Below are 19,028 nucleotides of genomic sequence, written 5' to 3'. Positions count from 1 at the left end.
ATGTAACTCATGTTTTTAATCGTTTATCTCTTGAATTTTTTCAAATAGTGCAATGGATTCAACATGTTCGGTATGCGTAAACATGTCCATCACTGCTGCTTTTTTTAACTGGTAACCATATTGGACCAAAACACCCGCATCCCTTGCCAGTGTAGCTGGATTACATGATACATAAACGATTCTTTTTGCTCCAAAATTTGATACATACTGCATAATTTCATATGCACCAGCACGAGGAGGATCAATCAATAATGCATCAAATCCTTGATTTGCCCAAGAATGATGCGAAAAATCTTTTGTTAAATCTTGTGAAAAGAAGGTTGCTTGCACCAAACTATTGCATTCCGCATTAGCTGTTGCTCGCTGCACCATTTCTTCACTCCCTTCAACACCGACAACCTGACCACTCTCACCAACACATCGTGCTAACGGGAGTGAGAAATTGCCCAAACCGCAAAATAGATCAAGTACCTTTTCACCTGGTTGCAATTGAAGCAATTCACATGCCAATTGAACCATCTGTTCATTTACTGTGGCATTGACCTGAGTAAAATCCAATGGCGAAAAAGCAAAATTTACATTAAACCTTTCTAAGGCATAATGTAAACGTAAAGCACCTTGTTCATCATCAATACGATGAATGCTTTCAGGACCTTTAGGTTGCAAATACAAATGCCACCCTTTGTGTAACGCAAATTGCTTTAATTGGTTGACATCAGAATTGTTTAATTTTTCTACATGACGAACCAATAAAGAAATTTCATTATCACCTTTTGCTAATTCTACATGACCAATGTGCGCTTTGCCTTTTAGACTTTGGAGTAAAGTGCGTAACTCAGGCAGACTATTTGATAAGTTTTTATCCAAAACACTACAGCTATGGATCGAAGTTAAACGATTACTATGATGTTCGCGAAAACCCATGATTAAGCGATCTGGTTTTGGCAAATAGCGCACGCCTATTCGAGCACGACGACGATAATCACTTTGTAAAGATCGAATCGGTTCTAGCCACTGTTCAGGTTGAATACCTGCGAAATGCTGTAAATGTGACTGGAGTACATTTTGTTTTAAACGGATTTGTTCATCAGGGTGAATATGCTGCATGCTACATCCACCACAGATACCATAATGAGGACAAATTGCCTCTATACGATGTGCTGAAGGTTCTCCTAACAACTGCAACATTTCAGCTTCTTCAAGACGCTTCGCTTGATGGGTAATCCGAGCTTTTACAGTTTCTCCTGGCAATGCATAACGAATAAAAACTTTTTTGCCATGCTTATCTGCAGGGTGCTCAGGATGAGAACCATAATGTGCAATTCCACGCCCCTCATGAGAAAGTGTTTCAACCTGAAAAATATATTCAGGTTGTTGAAGGTTGCGAGATTTGGCTTGTTGTTTCAAAGAATGAACCTAAAAATCTGAAGAATTAAAATAGTGAGAAGTAAATTCGGTATGTTTCGAAGTACGTTCCCATACTTCAAGGAAATCGGCTTGCTGTGGCATAGTCTGTAAATATTCAATACTCGAACTAATCCAGTGGTTATGTTCATCTGCATTCAATTGACCTTTTAGTACTAACCAACGCAAATAAATAAACCATGTATTGAGCACATCCCCTTCACAATAGCTCGTCAATTTTAACCACTGTTGATTACGAACATATTCAGGCACATGATAACCCGATTCGCCACGCTTACCCGGCAAACCTAAAATACAGGCAATATCATCAAGCTTTTGAAAATTACGACCATTAAACATTGCCATCACGTCCATTAAATCTATATGGCGATGGTGATAACGGTTTTGGTAATTATTAAAACGCTTTTGGCTATCAATCTCACCTTGATCAAACAGACCGGGTGCAGAGAGCCCATGATACATAGCGCGAAATAGGATAACTGGTAAATCAAATTGCGAACCATTCCAACTTACTAGAGTCGGATGGCGCTTATCAAAAATAGATAGAAATTTCTGCAAAATTTCTGCTTCAGAATATTGTTCTCGACTGAAAGAAAATAATCGAAAACCAGACTCATCGATCCATAGGCCAGAAATACAAACAATTTCATGTAAAGGCAAACGCTGAAAATCCATACCAGATTCTTGGCGACGGATTTTCGTCAATGCTTGCTCTACATCGGCTTCAGGTAAATCAAGATGATATAAATGCGCACCCGCTTTTAAATCAGTTAAAGTTTCAATATCAAAAACTAAGGTAGGGAAACGCATTATTTCTCTCAATTATGAGTTATCGTCCTGTACTGAAAACAGACCTGTAGACAAGTAGCGATCGCCACGGTCACAGATAATGCAAACAATAACAGCATCCGGATTTTCTTCTGCAATTTTGATTGATGCCCAAACTGCACCGCCTGAAGATGTACCAGCACTCACACCTTCCATACGAGCTAATTTACGCATAGTTTTTTCAGCTTCAATTTGGGGAATATCAATAATACGATCAACACGGCTACTATCAAAAATAGTAGGCAAGTATTCTTTTGGCCAACGGCGAATACCGGCAATACTTGATCCGTCTGCTGGCTGTAAACCAACAATTTGAATATCTGGGTTTTGTTCTTTTAAATATTTAGAAACGCCCATAATAGTACCGGTTGTACCCATTGAGCTTACAAAATGGGTAATCTTCCCACCTGTTTGCTTCCAGATTTCAGGACCAGTTGTTAAATAATGTGCTTCAACATTATCAGGATTACCAAACTGATTTAAAACGTGACCTTTGCCTTCTTTTTCCATTTGCAAGGCTAAATCACGTGCACCTTCCATACCTTGCTGTGGTGTTACCTCAATCAGCTCTGCGCCATAAGCCAACATTGCGTCTTTACGCTCTTGGCTCATATTGTTCGGCATAATAAGTTTCATTTTATAGCCGCGCATTGCCGCAACCATAGCCAAAGCAATACCGGTATTACCGCTGGTTGCTTCAATTAAAGTATCACCCGGTTTAATTTGACCACGTTTTTCTGCCTGCATAATCATGTTATATGCAGGACGGTCTTTTACAGAACCTGCCGGATTATTACCTTCCAATTTTGCTAAAACTATCGCTTGCGTATGAGAAGCTAATCGCTGCAAACGAACTAGAGGTGTCTTACCTACATAGTGATCTAACAAAAATTCGTCAGCTAAAAAATCAGGTTGTGTATTACTCATGATCAACACCTATATCGAGGTGGGCCTATTGTATGAAAAAATGCTCGGTACTGCACCCATTTCAATATGCTTTTTCATGAAAGCGATTAAAGCTCGGTCATTTATAAAATGCCGTCTGTTTTAAAATAAAGCGTGATAAGATGCCGTACAGAGAGATAAATCTGATGTAGCCATGTCTAATTTCAATAAAACCTTATCGAAACGCTTACGTCTGAATCATGCATATGGGCAATTGATTGCTCTTATTTTTGTGCCCATTATGATTTTAACGTGTGTTGGTGCTTTTCTGGTTTTAACTGAAACCTCACATTCAGTAAAACAACAACAGCTACATCATGCCTCAGCAATTTTAGCTCGCTATAATCAAATTGCACTAGACTTATACCACCTAGTTGAACTACAGCCTGATGAATATGACCATGCTCAGCACATCATGCAAAGCATGTTTAATGAAAAAAATCTAAAGCGTGCTGCGTTAATTGATAGTAACGGCCAAACCTATTTAAGTATCGGTTATCGAGACAATCGTTACTGGCCAAATTTTACTGAAAAAAATAATTTTTTTGGTCCAATCTCTTATAATCACAACAATATTTATGGACTTCGTATTAGCGATACACCAGGAAAAACACCTGTCTGGCTCGTGATTGAAATGGATAATCAGCCACTAGAATTGGCACGTTACCGTATTTTGATTGCCCTTGTCATTACTGGCTTAATGACCTTACTGTTACTTTTACTTTGCTTGAATTTTTATTCGCGTCGCTGGATTGCGCCGATGTACGAAATTCGCATGCAGTTGCAACGTTTAAATGCAGACACGTTGGACCAGCATATGGTTATTAACAGTACGGGTGAATTGCGCTTGTTACAGCGAGATATTGCAAACGTTGTTAAACGATTGCACTTTAGCTTTTTAGAGTTAAAAGAACACACCGAACAAACCGAAGAAGACTTACGCAGAACGCTAGATACCTTAGAAGTTCAAAACATTACCTATCGTCAAGCACGTGACCAAGCGATTTCGTCAAACCAAGCCAAATCGGTTTTCCTTGCCAATATTAGTCATGAGCTTCGAACGCCTTTAAACAGTATTGATGGCTTTATTCATTTATTACTTCGTCAACAAAACCTAAATAACGAACAAAACCTTTACCTACAAACCATTCGCAAATCATCTGCCCATTTATTAGCATTAATTAATGATGTATTAGATTTCTCAAAAATTGATGCGGGTAAGTTAGAGCTCGAAACAGCACCGTTTGATTTAGAAGAAGCTGTCTTTGATGTCATGGATATGCTGTCTCCACTGGCTGCTCAAAAGCATATCGCAATGGCTTTTTATTATGCGGACAATATTCCACAACAAGTGATTGGTGATGCTTTACGCTTTAAACAAATTCTAACTAATTTGATTTCAAATGCGATTAAGTTCACTCCAGATGGCGAAATTATTGTTCGTGTTCGTATGGAACATGATGATATCGGACAATGCCTACTTCATTTTAGTGTTCAAGACAGTGGTATTGGTTTAAGCGGCACAGATCGTAAAAAATTATTTGAATCATTCTCGCAAGGTGATGCATCTGTTACACGCCAATTTGGCGGTACAGGTTTAGGCCTTGCGATCTCTAAACAGCTTGTTCATCTGATGCATGGCCAAATTGGCTTTGAGGATAACCAAGAACGCGCTCCAACAGAAAAAGGCTCGACCTTCTGGTTTACAGCACAATTTGTGGTAGATGAAGATTACGAGATTGAACACCCGCACTTTGAACATTTACAAGTGGTGTCTTATCTTGCCCACCCTGCTACAGCAAGTGTTTTACGTTATTACCTTGAGAACTATCATGTTCCTCATATCGAGACACAATCGATTCTGGACTTATTTAGTCGTTTAAAACATCTTGATCAGAAAGATAATACCTGGCTCATTGTTGACCATAGTGGTGATACTGAAGCGTTATTAAAAGAAATTCGTAGTCGTTATCAAGGTAATTTGGCAGTTTATGGCTATCAAATGACGCTTGAGCCAAACATGCTCACTGAATATCGTGCTCGCCCTCTCTATCAACCGCTCAGCCGAAGTGGTCTTATTCAATTGTTGAGCGATCAACCTGTATTTGAAGAAGAACAACAAGACTTTAATGGTCAGGGTTTACACATTCTGGCAGTGGATGACCATTTACCTAACTTAATTGTTTTAGAAGCCCTACTGGGTGAACTCAACGTTAGAACAACTAAAGCAATCAGTGGTCAAGAAGCGCTTAATCTGATTCAAGAGCGAATCGATCAGAAACTCAAACCATTTGATTTAGTGTTTATGGATATTCAAATGCCTGTTATGTCAGGTATTGATACCACGCGGGCTATTCGTTCATTAGAGTCGACTTTAGATGGTGAAATGCAGCTTCCAATTATTGCATTAACAGCCCATGCCCTTGCCGATGAAAAACAAAAACTTCTCAAAGTCGGCATGAATGACTATGTCACCAAGCCCATTCAAATGGAACAAATTATTCAGATTTTAACGCAATGGACTAAAAACAACTTTACAGCAAAAGCTCCAGATAAAGACCATCATGTCGTTGCAGAAGCATTAGACCCAGAAATTCTAAACTGGCAACAAAGCTTGCAGCTTGCAGCAAACAAAGAAGATCTTGCTCAAGATTTACTTAAAATGTTAGTTGATAGCTTCCCAACTGAGCTAGACGAAATGCAGCAGCTCATCGAGCTTGAGGACTTCCCTCAACTTGAGCATGTTTTACATCGTCTTTATGGCGCTACACGCTATGTAGGGACTCCAAAACTACAACAAGTGACTGGTGACTTTGAGCAATTTATTTCAACACTACGCAAAGAACGCCGTATAGCCGATGAAAGCTTTATTGAAGAAGTTATGAGACGCTTCGACGAGTTAGGACTTGTTGTAAAAGAAGTGGAAAGTGCAGCCCATCAAATCTTGGTGATCCCTGACTAACATATCTACAAAATAGGCATGACTGGGCTGTCATGTTTCCAAATTACAGCCATGTTATGCTCCGCTTATCGATAAAAAAATAAGCGGGAATTTCATGGCACTTTTACGTATTGAAAAGAATAATGGCATTGCAACAGTTTATCTAAACCGTCCTGATAAACGTAATGCCATGAGTTTTGCCTTATTAAAAGAACTCGTTTCAACAGCAAAAGCCATTAAAAAAGATAGAGATATCCGCTGTGTGATTTTGACAGGTGAAGCACAAGTTTTTAGTGCCGGAATTGATTTATCTGACCTGAATAATCCAAAAAATTCTGCCTTTGCCATTTGGGAGCTTGTAAAGCCTGGACAAAGCTTATTCCAAAAAGCATTCCTGATTTGGCAAAATTTACCTGTACCGGTGATTGCGGCACTTGAAGGATATTGTTTTGGTGCTGGAATGCAACTTGCCTTAGCAGCTGATATTCGAATTTCTCATCCAGACACTAAAATGTCGATTATGGAAAGCCGTTGGGGCTTAGTGCCAGACATGGGACTTACTCGCTCATTGAAAGGCTTAATTGGTGTTGACCTTGCAAAAGAACTCACCTTAACAGCCCGTGTTTTTGATGGAGATTATGCAAAAGAAATTGGTCTTGTAACTCATTTAAGCGACTCTCCGCTAGAAAAAGCAAATGAAATTGCCACTGAAATGTTACAACGCTCACCTGATGCTCTCACTGCTGCAAAACGTGTACTTGATGCAATGGAACACCAACCTGAAAAGTCATTGCGTCTAGAAAAAATCTGGCAACTTAAATTATTACTTGGTAAAAATAGCAAACTTGCTCGTAAAAAAGACAAACATCCGGAAGTTAATTTTTTACCACGCCAATATAAATAAAGAGCTTAGTTTATGAATTTTGATCGTAATACCCCTATTGCTTTTTTAGGTATAGGGCTGATGGGGAGCCGCATGGCAACCCGCCTTATTCAAGCTGGCTTTCAAGTTGCGGTTTGGAATCGAACCCCTTCTGCATGTGATGAACTGATTGATATCGGCGCACAGCCTTTAGAACTTTCTGATATTGGCGAGTATCCAATTATTTTGACCTGTCTAGCAGATGACAAAGCTGTACAAACTGTATTTGAACAAATTCAGCCGAACTTAAAAGCTGAACAGGTAATTGTGGATTTCTCGAGCTTATCTGTTGCTGCAACAAAAACGCTTGCTCAAACTGCTGCCGCGCATGATGTTACATGGATTGATTCACCCGTATCAGGTGGAACCGCTGGTGCAGAACAAGGCACACTTGTTATTTTTGCAGGTGGCGATGCTCAAACCATTACAGAATTAACGCCTGTTTATAATGTTTTATCTCAACGTGTAACACGAATGGGAGATACAGGAACTGGCCAAGCCACCAAAATCTGCAATCAACTCATTGTTGCAGCCAACAGTGCTCTTATTGCAGAAGCTGTTGCGCTTGCAGATCGAGCGGGTGTAGATACCACTTTGCTCGCTCCAGCCTTAGCAGGTGGATTTGCAGATTCAAAACCTTTTCAAATTCTCTCCCCACGTATGGCAACTCATACCTTTGAACCTGTTCAGTGGAAAGTTCAAACATTATCAAAGGATCTTAACAACGCAGTAACATTGGCTAACAATGTTAATTTAGATATCCCAGTTGCACAAAAAGCTCTATTACAGCTACAAACTCACCAAAAAAATGGCTTTGCCGAGAAAGATTTAGCTACTATGATTCAATTAATAGAGCAAAAATAAACGGAGTTTGAGTATGGGTCGTCTTGCAATCAATTTATCCATGATTTTTACCGAAGTTCCTTTAATTGAACGCTTTGCTCTGGCCCATGCTCAGGGCTTTGAATATGTCGAAATTCAATTCCCTTATGAATTGTCTATTGCAGATATTCAAACCCAACTCGAACGCTATAACCTCAGCCTTTGTTTAATTAATGTGCCTGCCGGTGATCTTATGCAAGGTGGAAACGGTTTAGCAGGCATTCCTGGCCAAGAAACAGCTTTCCATGAGGCATTAGAATTGGCTATTAACTATGCCACGGCTTTAAACGTTCCTCGTGTTAATATTTTAGCGGGCAAACAACCACTAGATGCAGACTTGCTTCCTTGTTTAAAAACACTAGCAGCCAATTTAAAACTTGCCTGCAACTTACTCAGTGAACATGATATAGAACCCGTTTTTGAAATGATTAATGGCACGGATATGCCTCGCTTTTTGGTGCAGAACATTGCGCAGGGCCAAGAAATGCTCGAAGCGGTCAACCACCCTGCTCTGAAAATGCAATATGACTGCTATCACATGGCCATGATGGGGGAAGATGTACTTGAGGGTTTGCAAGAGAATATTAACTTAATTGGACATATTCAATTTGCAGACTGTCCGGGCCGCCATGAGCCTGATACAGCTCAAATTCCTTATGAACAAATTTTTTCTTGGTTAAAGCAAAGTTCATATCAGAACTATATTGCAGCGGAATATAAACCTGAAAATGGTTCAAATCAGTCGTTTACATGGAAGAAAAAATACTTTTCTGATGATGTAAATATATAAACTGTTACGACTTCTGTTTGAAATTTAGTGCGAAAACCACTATATTAGATAGTGAGTAATTGTCAGGAAAATATACCCTATATGAATTTAGAACCATCGCCCAGCGTGTCTAATTCTCACGATTTCGCAATGAACACCTCAAATAAAGACGTACAAGCTTGTCTCAAAGTCGTCCACGACGCTTTAGTTGATGTAAAAGCAAAAGATATTCTCCAGTTAGATGTTAGCTCAATTAGCAATGTCGCCGATGCTATTGTAATTGCAAGTGGTACTTCTACTCGCCATGTCAAAGCACTTGCTGACAATGTTGCAGAAGAAGCTCGAAAAGCCGGTTTCCGCCCGATTGGCGTTGAAGGTGAACGAGATGCGGAATGGATCTTAATTGATCTCGGCTTTGTTGTAGTACACGTAATGCTACCAACAGCTCGTAAATTCTATGATTTAGAAAGCTTATGGCGTACCGCTCCAGAGTCGGTTGCTTAAAATTTTGCTTTTAAAAAAAGCGGCTCTTTTGAGCCGCTTTTTTTATTTATCTAACATCAATTTTAATTACATTCAAATACGCAGCCCTATCCCCAAAGCACCAATCATCACTTACAACTAATTTTGACATGACAAATTGTCAATTTTGCAGCACTATACAAATTCTTGAAGTCCCCACCAATAAATAGCATAACCGGAGTACAGAAAGTGAAGATATTAATTACAGGTGCTAATACGGGCATAGGTTTCGCGACAGCAGAACAACTCGTTAAACAAGGGCAACATGTGATTTTGGCATGTCGAAATCCTCAGAAAGCGCAAGAGGCACAAAACAAACTAAGCTCACTTAACCAAGGACAAGTCGATGTCGTTTCTCTCGATTTAAACAGCCTTGAGTTAACCCAAAAAGCAGCAGATGAAATTGCTGATCGCTATGGCAGCCTTGACGTACTCATTAATAATGCAGGCTTATTTGCCAAAACCAAACAATTGACCAATGAAGGCTTTGAGCAACAATTTGGGGTTAACTATTTAGGTCATTTTTTACTTACTCAAAAATTACTCCCAGTTTTAAAACAATCTCCTAAAGCGCGCATTATCCATCTTGCATCTATTGCCCACTGGGTGGGCTCAATTAAACCCAATAAATTTCGTGCAGAAGGTTTTTACAATCCCCTGTTCTATTATGGCCAATCAAAGCTTGCGAATTTGCTCTTCAGCAATGCATTAGCAGAACAGTTAGCTGGAAGTTCAATTACCAATAATGCATTACACCCGGGTGGTGTTGCTTCTGATATTTATCGTGAATTACCAAAACCAGTTTATGCAGCGATGAAATTAGGCTTGGTCCCAACCTCAGTTCCAGCAAAACTCATTACAGAAATGGCAACTGGAGATGCATGGCAGAACCGTAATGGTGAATATGTGAGTGCACATATGCCAGACTGGAAATCATCACATGCTAAAAATCAGCAACTGGCACGTGACCTGTATCAACAATCGATGGATCTTGTAGAAAAATTTCTTTAAAAAACCAGCTCAAATAAAAAACCACCCGAAGGTGGTTTTTTTATTTCAAAGCAACTTAGTGGCCTGTACCATTAATTGCTTTTGTCATATCTTCAACAACTTTCTTAGCATCACCAAAGATCATCATTGTTTTTTCATTATAGAACAAATCGTTGTCTAGACCAGCATAACCAGTTGCCATAGAACGCTTAATCACCATGATTGTACGCGCTTTATGAGCCTCAAGAATTGGCATACCATAAATCGGTGAGCTTGGGTCATCTTTTGCAGCTGGGTTTACAACGTCGTTTGCACCAATTACAAGTACTACGTCTGTTGCAGGGAAGTCTGAGTTGATCTCATCCATTTCCAAAATGTCTTCATATGCTACGTCTGCTTCAGCAAGTAGTACATTCATATGACCAGGCATACGACCTGCAACTGGATGAATTGCAAAACGAACGCGAACACCTTGCTCTTTCAAAAGCTCACACAACTCTTTTACAGCATTTTGTGCACGACCTTGCGCCATACCATAACCCGGTACAATCACAACGCTGTCCGCATTTGACATTAAGAAGCCAGCATCATCAGCAGAACCTGAACGGTAGTTACGTTGAACTTGTTCACCTTTATCTGCAGATGCAACTGCTGCACCACCCATTGCTCCACCAAACAATACATTGATGATCGAACGGTTCATTGCTTTACACATGATGTACGACAGAATCGCACCAGATGAACCTACAAGCGAACCTGCAACGATCAACATGTTGTTTTCAAGAGTAAAACCAATACCTGCCGCTGCCCAACCAGAGAATGAGTTAAGAAGCGATACCACTACAGGCATATCACCACCACCCACTGGTGCAATCCAAACCCAACCAAATGCAAGTGCAAGTGCTGTCATTGCCCAGAAAGCAGTCATGTTGCCAGTTGTAAAGAAGTAGAAACCACAAGCCAACATCGCAACAAAGATAAGTGCTTGAACAGGTTTAACCCATGCGCCAGAAATTGTTTTAGCCCATTTTTTTGCAGCCAATTTACCGTATGCAAACACAGATGCAGTAAAGGTAATCGCACCAACGAAACAACCCACAAACAATTCAAATAAATGAACCTTGCTCATGTGTGCATGTTGTACGCCAGCTGCAGTCAAAGCCGCCTCATTCTGAGCAAACAATGCAGTTAATTGATTGTTATGTAAAATTGCAGCAATCGCAATTAATACAGCAGCCAAACCCACCAATGAGTGCATAAGCGCAACAGTTTCTGGCATTTGAGTCATTGGCACTGTACGTGCACGCGCAATACCCACGATTGCACCTAACACCATTGCCCCAACGATCATCCAAATGACTGGGTTATTCGCAACAAAGAAGGTCGTTACAACTGCAATCGCCATCGCGATCATACCGTAACGGTTACCTTGAATTGCTGTTTTAGGGCCAGATAAGCCACGAAGCGTCAAGATAAAGAGGATTGCGCCAACAAGGTACAACCAGTTTGCATTTGCTTGAATAAATTCCATGTCAAAGCCCTCTTATTTCTTTTGCTTAGGCTTGAACATTTCCAGCATGCGTGCAGTTACTGCAAAGCCACCGAAAATATTAATGCTTGCCAAAAATACTGCAATCGCACCGAGTACGCTCACCACATTCACACTTTGAAATGCAACGTTAGCATCTACACCTAAAACTGGCAGACCTACAGTTTGCAACATCGCACCTACCACAATAATAGATGACAACGCATTGGTTACTGCCATAAGTGGTGTATGCAAAGCTGGCGTAACCCCCCAAACCACGTAATAACCTACGAAGATGGCAAGGACGAAAATTGTAATAGTTTCAACCATGAGAAATCTCCTTAACCACGCTTAAGCAGTACTTGACCGCCATGAGTGACCAATAGGGCTTTTTGGATTTCGTCTTCCTGATTAATCGCAAAGTTTTTCTCTTTGTCGAATAAGGTCTCTACGAAATTAAAAACGTTACGCGCATACAATGCAGAAGCTTCTGTTGCCACAGTCGCCGGAATATTTGGAACACCCAAAATTTTCACGCCATTTTCTGTAAACACAGTCTCACCAACTTTAGAACCTTCAACGTTACCACCAGTTTCAACAGCCATATCTAAAATGACAGAGCCTGGTTTCATCTTGGCAACAGTTTCAGCTTTAATTAAACGCGGCGCATCACGACCTGGTAATAATGCAGTAGTAATCACGATGTCAGCATTAGAAACAGCTTTATCTACAATCGCAGCTTGGTCTTTGATGTATTGCTCACCCGGCATCCATCCATAACCATTTTTAGCGGCATCTGCTGCACGTTGTTGCTCTTCTTCAGACATTGGGACGTCTAACCACTTACCACCTAAAGACTCAACTTGATCTTTAGCTGTAGGACGTAAGTCTGTCGCTTCAACAATTGCACCTAAACGTTTTGCAGTTGCAATCGCTTGAAGACCAGCAACCCCAACACCCATGATTACAACACGCGCAGGCTTTACAGTACCCGCAGCAGTCATAAGCATTGGGAACATGCGTTGATATTCAGCAGCAGCAAGTAAAACTGACTTATAGCCAGCTAAGTTTGCTTGAGAAGACAACACATCCATGTTTTGTGCACGAGAAAGCGTACGAGGAAGCAGTTCTAAAGCAAAAGCAGACACTTGTTGATTCGCAAACTGATCTAACTCGGTGTTACGATAAGGATCAAACATTGCTACAACAGCGGTATTTGCTGCAAGTTTCTGAATTTCCGTGCCCTGTGGTGCGCGAACTTTCAAAATAATTTGACTACCCGTATAGGCATCATCCGTAATGGTTGCACCGACCTGTTCATAAGCACTGTCAATGTACGCAGCCTTTACACCAGCACCACGTTCAATCACAACGCTATGACCAGCGCTAATCAACTTCTTTACTGTCTCTGGCGTAGCAGCTACACGATTTTCACCGACGACAGTTTCGGTTGGGATTCCGATCTGCATGAGCGTTCCTCAAGCTAATTTCTCATTGTCAAAAACATTGCAAGCTGCAATGTTTCCCCCATGTGTATTCTTTGTACAGAATTTGGATTCTAATTGAACTTTTTTAAAATACCACCCACTATTTATTTAATAAATACCCATATTTTGAACTGATGATTCACGATATTTATTTAGAGGTGTAATATAGGAGGATTTTTCTTTTTTTGCAGACAATAGTCTCTCTTATACAGTCCTGTATATGAAAATTTCTTTATCTTCGTTTCAAATCGGGTCTTTTTTTGCTCTTTGCTCTGCGTTTCTATTCAGTACAAAAGCAATCTTTATTAAACAGACTTATGCCCTTTCTCCATTAGTAGACGGTACGGTCCTGATGGCTTTACGTATGTTAAGCGCTTTACCGTTCTTTCTATTAATTTGCTGGTTTAACAGGCATCATAATCAGGGCATAAAAAAGAAGGATTGGCTAATTTTAATTTTTGCCGGTCTATTAGGCTACTACTTTGCAAGTTGGCTCGATTTCATGGGCCTTATGTTTATTAGTGCCTCTTTAGAACGAATTATTCTATTTTTATATCCCACGCTTACAGTCATCGTATCAAGCTTACTCTACAAACAAAAATTAGATGTAAAAAGTTTCTTTGCCATTTTTCTTAGTTATGGTGGAACCGTGCTGGTTATGCTTCAGGAGCACAACAACGCACCAATTCAGGGCAACTTCTGGTTAGGGACAAGTTTCGTATTTGCAAGTGCCGTGGCTTTCGCCGGCTATTTGTTGCTGACGCCACCTCTCATTAAGAAATTTGGCTCTTGGAATTTCACAGGGTTAGCCTTAACTGTGGCTTGTATCGGCACATTAACTCATTACGCATTAAGCACACCTCATCCAATTCAACTCCTATTACAACTCCCCTCTAGTGTAATTTGGTATGGCATTGGCTTAGGCTTTTTAGTTACCGTGTTACCTACCGTTATGCTTATGCAAAGCATTGAACGATTAGGGGCCTCTCAATCTGCAATGATTGCTTCAATTGGACCAGTTTTAACGATTTTGCTTGCTGTTTCTTTTTTAAATGAACATCTCAATATGTGGCAATGGGTTGGCTGCCTTCTTAATATTGTCGGTGTCATGATGATTACACTCAGAAAGAAAAGACTAAAACATTAAATTCTCTTGACCTCAACTTAAGTTGAGGTTGGATACTCATCTAAATTTTAATAAACGGTTGAGTTCCAATGAGTCAAGAAACTTTTAAAATCATAAATCCATCAACTTTATATAATCCAACGCCAAACGCTTATAGTCATGTTGCTGTAGTGGAAAGCTTTAAGAATATTATTCATGTAGCAGGTCAAGGAGGCGAAAACTCCCAAGGTGAATTAAGCCCAAGTTTTGAAGAACAAGCGAACCAAGTTTTTGATAATATTCAACATGCTTTAAAAGCAGCCAATGCAGAGCTTAGCAATATTGCTGTATTGAGAGTTTTAGTTGTTGACCACTCGGTCGAAAAACATCAAATTTTGATTAAAATTATGCAGAATTTATGGAAAAATCATCCTTTTCCTGCCTGTACACTTATTCCTGTGCCGCGCCTTGCGCTAGAACACATGCTTATTGAAGTTGAAGCAACGGCATACACCCAATAAAACTGAGAGAACGTCATGTCTACCCCTGAAGATATCAGTCAAAATAAACCTTTGCTTTGGTTGATGGCAGCAGCATGCGGTTTATGTGCAGGTGTGAATTATTATTGTCAGCCTCTAATTCACTCTATTCAGCAAGAGTTTGCTGTAACTCAAGCACAAGCCGCTTTAACAGTGACATTTGCTCAGGTGTCTTATGCCCTCGGTTTACTCTTTATTGTCCCGCTGGGTGATATTGTCAATAAAGCCAAAGCTATTCCGTTTTTGATGGTACTTTGCGCAGTTGGTCTATTTACATCTGCTTTTGCTGTGAACTTACCCATGTTGTGGATTGGTACAATCTTAGCGGGATTGTTTTCTGTTGCTGCCCAAGTCCTCATCCCACTTGCCACAATGACCGTAAAGCCCGAAAAAACTGGCGAGATCATTGGTTTTTTAATGAGTGGCTTATTGGTCGGAATTTTACTCTCTACCAGTTTAGCTGGCTTATTTTCCAACCTTTTCCACTGGAAAGTAGTCTATGTCGTCAGCGGCGTATTAATGCTTCTGTTGGCATTTACTTTAAAAAGCCGTCTGCCTTATGTCTTACGCATGAAAATGAACTATGGACAAATATTTGTTTCCATGGCTCAACTCTTAAAAGAGGAAAAGCGACTATTATTAAGAGCGCTTACAGGTGCTTTCGCCTTTGCCGCAGTAAGTATTTTGTATTCCACCATCGCCTTACTTTTGACTTCGGCACACCATTTGCCCGATTTATTTATCGGACTAGTCCCACTAGTCGGTATCTTTGGGGCATTATCAACACGCTATATTGGTAAATATGCCGACCAAGGCTACACAAGGTTACTTACGTGGATGGGTTGTGGACTGTTTTTGGTGAGCTGGCTTTGTTTCTATTTCGGACAAACCCTCCTTTCTAGTTATGTTATTGGCTTTGCTTTAATTCAATTAGCACTCGCGCTCGTTCATACCAGCAACCAGAGCATTATTTTCCGTTTACGTCCAGATGCTAAATCTCGTATTAATGCCATCTATATGACAACTTATTTTATTGGAGGAGCTGGTGGCTCTGCCTTAGGGATTTTTGCTTGGAATCATGGCGGGTGGACTATGACATGTGTTGCAGGTGTAGCTCTTGTTCTGCTTTGTATTTTATTTAGTGTCATTGATGCTTTCTTACAAAAAAAGCAGCTCGCTCACTCATAAAGTAAATTGTTATAAATCATCTTTCTATATTCAACATAAGGGTGGTTATAAATTACTCGGTTAAATGCCACTGTCGATTCAGGGCTAAACCCCGTATAATGCTGCCCTTTCATTAATTTAGCGACTTTTGGGTCTATTGGCTATGCAATCACTTCAATCGTTACAACCTCGTATTTCTGTCGCACCTATGATGGACTGGACTACAAAGGACTACCGATTCTTTGCACGCTTGTTTAACCCAAACGTTGTGCTATACACCGAAATGGTGACTACAGGCGCGATTTTATTTGGCGATGCAAAACGTCATTTAGACTATAGTGCTCAAGAACACCCGATCGTATTACAACTTGGCGGTTCAAACCCACAAGAGCTTGCCACTTGCACAAAAATGGCTGAAGACTGGGGCTACGACGAAGTCAACCTGAATGTAGGCTGCCCAAGTGACCGGGTACAGAACAATAAAATCGGTGCATGTTTAATGGCAGAACCAGACTTGGTTGCTGAGTGCATTCATACCATGCAAAAGGCAGTGAATATTCCGGTAACAGTAAAGCACCGTATCGGTATTGATGACATGCAGTCTTACGAAGAAATGCTACATTTCGTAGATACTGTCGCTGCAACAGGTTGTACGTATTTCGTTGTGCATGCCCGTATTGCTATTTTGAAAGGTTTGTCTCCAAAAGAAAATCGAGAAGTTCCTCCTTTACGCTACGAAGATGTATACCGCTTAAAGCAAGAACGTCCGCACCTAACCATTGAAATTAACGGCGGAATTAAAACTTTTGCCGAAACTCAAGCTCATTTACAACATGTTGATGGTGTCATGATTGGCCGTGAAGCCTACCATAACCCTTACCTACTTGCTGAGCTCGGCCAACTTTGGAATTTAGAAGCACCAGATCGATTCGATATTATGGAACAAATGCTGCCTTATATTGAGCAACGCATGGCTGAAGGTGCTCCCCTTTCAATCATTACACGTCATATTTTAGGTTTATTCCAAAACTTACCGGGTGCTCGTAAATGGCGTCAGGCGCTAAGTGGCGGAAACGCAAAAACTTTAGCTGATGTTGAAAATGCAATTCAGAACATGCGAGCAGCTATGATTCGCACTGAAGAGTATGTAAAAGAGCAGCAGGTTTGAGTTGACAACGACTTCTTAAATTGTAAGAAAATGTGGCATTTTAAATCAGAGACTTAGATTTTGAGTATATTCGCAAATGTTGGAAAAAAATATTCAAATTTAAGCTCTGATTAGTTATTTATTTATAATGATATCAATAATTTAAATTTCACAATTTTTGACCACCTCTTTTGATAAGTATATTTTCGCTCCAAAGCAGACACCTCTGGAAAAAAGATACGTTATTACATAACATACACAAAACTTTTAAGATACGCCTATTAGTATCTCTGAACGCCACAGGTAGGTGGTGATTTTTTTAATATGGATATGGGTAGCACGGTAGAGATTTCACGATGATTATTTATGACGGACAAGTAGCTGATAATTACATGTATCAGGATTCAAATCAGGCAGCCATTGTTGTATCGCACAGCGCACCAAGCCTCCCTTATCCTTTCACCATGAAACCCAATAATCATCAAACTCAAACTTCAACCAACCCACCGATCGATGTAGAAAAGTTTGTAGAAAAATTAGAAAGCGTTACTTCTAGACGCAGTAAAGCTAGATGCGCACGTAGTATCCGTCTTGCACTCGAATCTGCTGGTGCTAATGTTGAAAACCACCCAATCGCAGCTTCAGATTGGGGCGATACTCTCAAAAAGATTGGCTATAAACAAATTGATCCAGCCTTCGACGAACCTCAAGAAGGTGACATTTATATTATTCACAGAACCCGCAACCACGTTTATGGACACATCGCAGGATATACTGGAAGTGAATGGGTCTCTGACTTCAAACAAAGTAGTTATGACGTTTATAAAGACGATAACGTTACTTATACTTACTATAGATTAGCTGCCTAATCAATTTCCTAAAATTGAAAAACTTGATGAATGCGTTCGGCACAATGCTGAATTATTTCATCATGATCTTTTCTATAGACCAAAACTACTTCCGAAAGTGATAGCTGATCGGTTAAAGGCAATAGTTTTACCTGAGCAGGCAAGATCTGCTGAAATTCTTTAGGCACAATACTTACACCAATATTTGCTGCCACAAGTTGTAACTGTGAAATCTTACGCGACTGGATTGGAGCTTTTTGTGGGGTAAATCCTGCGGCTAAACATAGATTTGAGACCAAATAGCTTAATCCACCTCTTTTAGAATGGGGTGTAGAAACAAAGTATTCTTCTTTTAAATCTTTGACTTCGACCTTCTCTTTATTTGCAAATTTAGCATGATCAATGTGCACGGCCACCATTAAAGGTTCTTCATATAATTTAATAACATTGACGTCATCTAGTGTATGCCGAACTGGCGGTCTAATTAAACCAATATCAATCTCCCCATTCAGTAAAGCCAAAACCTGATGCTCCGATGAAAACGTGTTTATCTCAAAGTTAATTTTTTGCTTTAAACTCATTTCTTTTAATATTTGAACCTTTTTATCATCCATAACAATACTGCTCGAGTGAGCAATTTTAATCTGGCGATTTTTTCCTTCTGCTATATTCTTAGAAACTCCAATGATTTCATTTAAATAATGCATATTATCTTTTATTTTTTTATAGAAGATCCCTCCTGCCTCTGTGAGTTTTACTTTCTTATCAGTACGATCAAATAACTGAAAATCAATTTCTTCTTCTAATAATTTAATTTGCCGGCTTAAAGCAGACTGAGCTATGAATAGCTTTTCAGAAGCCGCAGTAAAGCTTCCTTCTTCAACGATTTTTATGAAATATTGGAATTGTTTTAACGTGAGCATTTCTATCTCAAAATTAGATCATCAGGTCTATTTTCTATATTAGATTAGATAGATTGCCTT

General features: G+C 39.8%; 18 protein-coding genes. 11 read left to right on the top strand and 7 right to left on the bottom strand.

From position 1 onward, the window contains the following. Positions 1 to 15: 15 nt before the first annotated feature. The 3 genes from rlmD to cysM are packed head-to-tail and all read right to left on the bottom strand — an operon-like array spanning position 16 to position 3,180. On the bottom strand, positions 16 to 1,407 hold the full coding sequence (rlmD, locus tag ACTJJH_RS07970; RefSeq protein WP_440600968.1) for a 23S rRNA (uracil(1939)-C(5))-methyltransferase RlmD: 1,392 nt from the start codon (positions 1,405 to 1,407) through the stop codon (positions 16 to 18). Positions 1,408 to 1,416: 9 nt separating this feature from the next. After that, positions 1,417 to 2,235, bottom strand: a complete 819-nt coding sequence (locus tag ACTJJH_RS07965) for a 3'-5' exonuclease (RefSeq protein ID WP_005066255.1) — start codon at positions 2,233 to 2,235, stop codon at positions 1,417 to 1,419. 12 nt (positions 2,236 to 2,247) lie between these two features. Beyond that, entirely contained in the window at positions 2,248 to 3,180 is a 933-nt protein-coding gene (gene cysM, locus ACTJJH_RS07960) for a cysteine synthase CysM (protein ID WP_002117176.1), read from the bottom strand. 172 nt (positions 3,181 to 3,352) lie between these two features. On the opposite strand from cysM, the gene ACTJJH_RS07955 reads away from it, so the two are divergent. The 6 genes from ACTJJH_RS07955 to ACTJJH_RS07930 all read left to right on the top strand — a co-directional run bounded on the left by ACTJJH_RS07955 (position 3,353) and on the right by ACTJJH_RS07930 (position 10,245). Continuing rightward, positions 3,353 to 6,160, top strand: a complete 2,808-nt coding sequence (locus tag ACTJJH_RS07955; RefSeq protein WP_078220175.1) for a GacS-like sensor histidine kinase — start codon at positions 3,353 to 3,355, stop codon at positions 6,158 to 6,160. Positions 6,161 to 6,254: 94 nt separating this feature from the next. After that, complete coding sequence (locus ACTJJH_RS07950) at positions 6,255 to 7,043, top strand: crotonase/enoyl-CoA hydratase family protein (protein ID WP_005066251.1); 789 nt, start codon at positions 6,255 to 6,257, stop codon at positions 7,041 to 7,043. A 12-nt stretch (positions 7,044 to 7,055) separates the two neighbouring features. Further along, entirely contained in the window at positions 7,056 to 7,925 is an 870-nt protein-coding gene (locus ACTJJH_RS07945; protein ID WP_440600967.1) for an NAD(P)-dependent oxidoreductase, read from the top strand. 13 nt (positions 7,926 to 7,938) lie between these two features. Then, positions 7,939 to 8,733 carry a hydroxypyruvate isomerase family protein gene (locus ACTJJH_RS07940; RefSeq protein ID WP_202745076.1) on the top strand — a complete coding sequence of 265 codons (795 nt, stop codon included), beginning with the start codon at positions 7,939 to 7,941 and terminating at the stop codon, positions 8,731 to 8,733. 81 nt (positions 8,734 to 8,814) lie between these two features. Beyond that, positions 8,815 to 9,216, top strand: a complete 402-nt coding sequence (gene rsfS / locus ACTJJH_RS07935) for a ribosome silencing factor (protein WP_001047580.1) — start codon at positions 8,815 to 8,817, stop codon at positions 9,214 to 9,216. Positions 9,217 to 9,423: 207 nt separating this feature from the next. Then, positions 9,424 to 10,245 carry an SDR family NAD(P)-dependent oxidoreductase gene (locus ACTJJH_RS07930; protein WP_032035278.1) on the top strand — a complete coding sequence of 274 codons (822 nt, stop codon included), beginning with the start codon at positions 9,424 to 9,426 and terminating at the stop codon, positions 10,243 to 10,245. Positions 10,246 to 10,300: 55 nt separating this feature from the next. Here the strand turns inward: ACTJJH_RS07930 and ACTJJH_RS07925 are convergent, their stop codons facing one another. Genes ACTJJH_RS07925 through ACTJJH_RS07915 form a run of 3 tightly spaced genes read right to left on the bottom strand, consistent with a single transcriptional unit; the run spans position 10,301 to position 13,221 of the window. Further along, positions 10,301 to 11,755, bottom strand: coding sequence for an NAD(P)(+) transhydrogenase (Re/Si-specific) subunit beta (locus tag ACTJJH_RS07925; RefSeq protein WP_032007079.1), 1,455 nt, complete (start codon positions 11,753 to 11,755; stop codon positions 10,301 to 10,303). A 12-nt stretch (positions 11,756 to 11,767) separates the two neighbouring features. Then, positions 11,768 to 12,082 (bottom strand): proton-translocating transhydrogenase family protein, encoded by a 315-nt coding sequence (locus ACTJJH_RS07920; protein ID WP_000230434.1) that lies wholly within the window; start codon positions 12,080 to 12,082, stop codon positions 11,768 to 11,770. An 11-nt stretch (positions 12,083 to 12,093) separates the two neighbouring features. After that, positions 12,094 to 13,221 (bottom strand): Re/Si-specific NAD(P)(+) transhydrogenase subunit alpha, encoded by a 1,128-nt coding sequence (locus tag ACTJJH_RS07915; RefSeq protein WP_014208383.1) that lies wholly within the window; start codon positions 13,219 to 13,221, stop codon positions 12,094 to 12,096. Between the two features lie 238 nt (positions 13,222 to 13,459). Between ACTJJH_RS07915 and ACTJJH_RS07910 the strand changes: the two genes are divergently transcribed. The 5 genes from ACTJJH_RS07910 to ACTJJH_RS07890 all read left to right on the top strand — a co-directional run bounded on the left by ACTJJH_RS07910 (position 13,460) and on the right by ACTJJH_RS07890 (position 18,066). Continuing rightward, positions 13,460 to 14,386 (top strand): DMT family transporter, encoded by a 927-nt coding sequence (locus ACTJJH_RS07910; RefSeq protein WP_017399914.1) that lies wholly within the window; start codon positions 13,460 to 13,462, stop codon positions 14,384 to 14,386. A 68-nt stretch (positions 14,387 to 14,454) separates the two neighbouring features. Next, a complete protein-coding gene (locus tag ACTJJH_RS07905) occupies positions 14,455 to 14,865 on the top strand; it encodes a RidA family protein (RefSeq protein ID WP_017399913.1) in 411 nt (136 codons plus the stop codon). 15 nt (positions 14,866 to 14,880) lie between these two features. Continuing rightward, positions 14,881 to 16,071 (top strand): MFS transporter, encoded by a 1,191-nt coding sequence (locus ACTJJH_RS07900; RefSeq protein ID WP_017387602.1) that lies wholly within the window; start codon positions 14,881 to 14,883, stop codon positions 16,069 to 16,071. A gap of 142 nt (positions 16,072 to 16,213) precedes the next feature. Beyond that, positions 16,214 to 17,218 carry a tRNA dihydrouridine(20/20a) synthase DusA gene (gene dusA / locus ACTJJH_RS07895; RefSeq protein ID WP_440600966.1) on the top strand — a complete coding sequence of 335 codons (1,005 nt, stop codon included), beginning with the start codon at positions 16,214 to 16,216 and terminating at the stop codon, positions 17,216 to 17,218. Positions 17,219 to 17,553: 335 nt separating this feature from the next. After that, the gene (locus tag ACTJJH_RS07890; protein ID WP_017482054.1) at positions 17,554 to 18,066 is read left to right on the top strand and encodes a hypothetical protein; all 513 of its coding nucleotides are present in this window, start codon (positions 17,554 to 17,556) and stop codon (positions 18,064 to 18,066) included. Positions 18,067 to 18,074: 8 nt separating this feature from the next. On the opposite strand, the gene ACTJJH_RS07885 is transcribed toward ACTJJH_RS07890, so the two are convergent. Continuing rightward, on the bottom strand, positions 18,075 to 18,974 hold the full coding sequence (locus tag ACTJJH_RS07885; protein ID WP_415872178.1) for a LysR family transcriptional regulator: 900 nt from the start codon (positions 18,972 to 18,974) through the stop codon (positions 18,075 to 18,077). Positions 18,975 to 19,028: the final 54 nt, after the last annotated feature.

Origin of the sequence: Acinetobacter sp. 22301, assembly GCF_052045285.1 — a bacterium.
Lineage (GTDB): Bacteria > Pseudomonadota > Gammaproteobacteria > Pseudomonadales > Moraxellaceae > Acinetobacter > Acinetobacter pittii.
Note: the sequence above shows the minus strand (reverse complement) of the source record. Positions and strands in the feature narration are given on the sequence as shown.

Excerpts from the sequence above, each read along its gene's own strand:
- ACTJJH_RS07965 (WP_005066255.1), bottom strand. The coding sequence starts at position 2,235 with ATGCGTTTCCCTACCTTAGTTTTTGATATTGAAACTTTAACTGATTTA.
- cysM (WP_002117176.1), bottom strand. The coding sequence starts at position 3,180 with ATGAGTAATACACAACCTGATTTTTTAGCTGACGAATTTTTGTTAGAT.
- ACTJJH_RS07955 (WP_078220175.1), top strand. The coding sequence starts at position 3,353 with ATGTCTAATTTCAATAAAACCTTATCGAAACGCTTACGTCTGAATCAT.
- ACTJJH_RS07950 (WP_005066251.1), top strand. The coding sequence starts at position 6,255 with ATGGCACTTTTACGTATTGAAAAGAATAATGGCATTGCAACAGTTTAT.
- ACTJJH_RS07945 (WP_440600967.1), top strand. The coding sequence starts at position 7,056 with ATGAATTTTGATCGTAATACCCCTATTGCTTTTTTAGGTATAGGGCTG.
- ACTJJH_RS07940 (WP_202745076.1), top strand. The coding sequence starts at position 7,939 with ATGGGTCGTCTTGCAATCAATTTATCCATGATTTTTACCGAAGTTCCT.
- rsfS (WP_001047580.1), top strand. The coding sequence starts at position 8,815 with ATGAATTTAGAACCATCGCCCAGCGTGTCTAATTCTCACGATTTCGCA.
- ACTJJH_RS07925 (WP_032007079.1), bottom strand. The coding sequence starts at position 11,755 with ATGGAATTTATTCAAGCAAATGCAAACTGGTTGTACCTTGTTGGCGCA.
- ACTJJH_RS07920 (WP_000230434.1), bottom strand. The coding sequence starts at position 12,082 with ATGGTTGAAACTATTACAATTTTCGTCCTTGCCATCTTCGTAGGTTAT.
- ACTJJH_RS07915 (WP_014208383.1), bottom strand. The coding sequence starts at position 13,221 with ATGCAGATCGGAATCCCAACCGAAACTGTCGTCGGTGAAAATCGTGTA.
- ACTJJH_RS07910 (WP_017399914.1), top strand. The coding sequence starts at position 13,460 with ATGAAAATTTCTTTATCTTCGTTTCAAATCGGGTCTTTTTTTGCTCTT.
- ACTJJH_RS07905 (WP_017399913.1), top strand. The coding sequence starts at position 14,455 with ATGAGTCAAGAAACTTTTAAAATCATAAATCCATCAACTTTATATAAT.
- ACTJJH_RS07900 (WP_017387602.1), top strand. The coding sequence starts at position 14,881 with ATGTCTACCCCTGAAGATATCAGTCAAAATAAACCTTTGCTTTGGTTG.
- dusA (WP_440600966.1), top strand. The coding sequence starts at position 16,214 with ATGCAATCACTTCAATCGTTACAACCTCGTATTTCTGTCGCACCTATG.
- ACTJJH_RS07890 (WP_017482054.1), top strand. The coding sequence starts at position 17,554 with ATGATTATTTATGACGGACAAGTAGCTGATAATTACATGTATCAGGAT.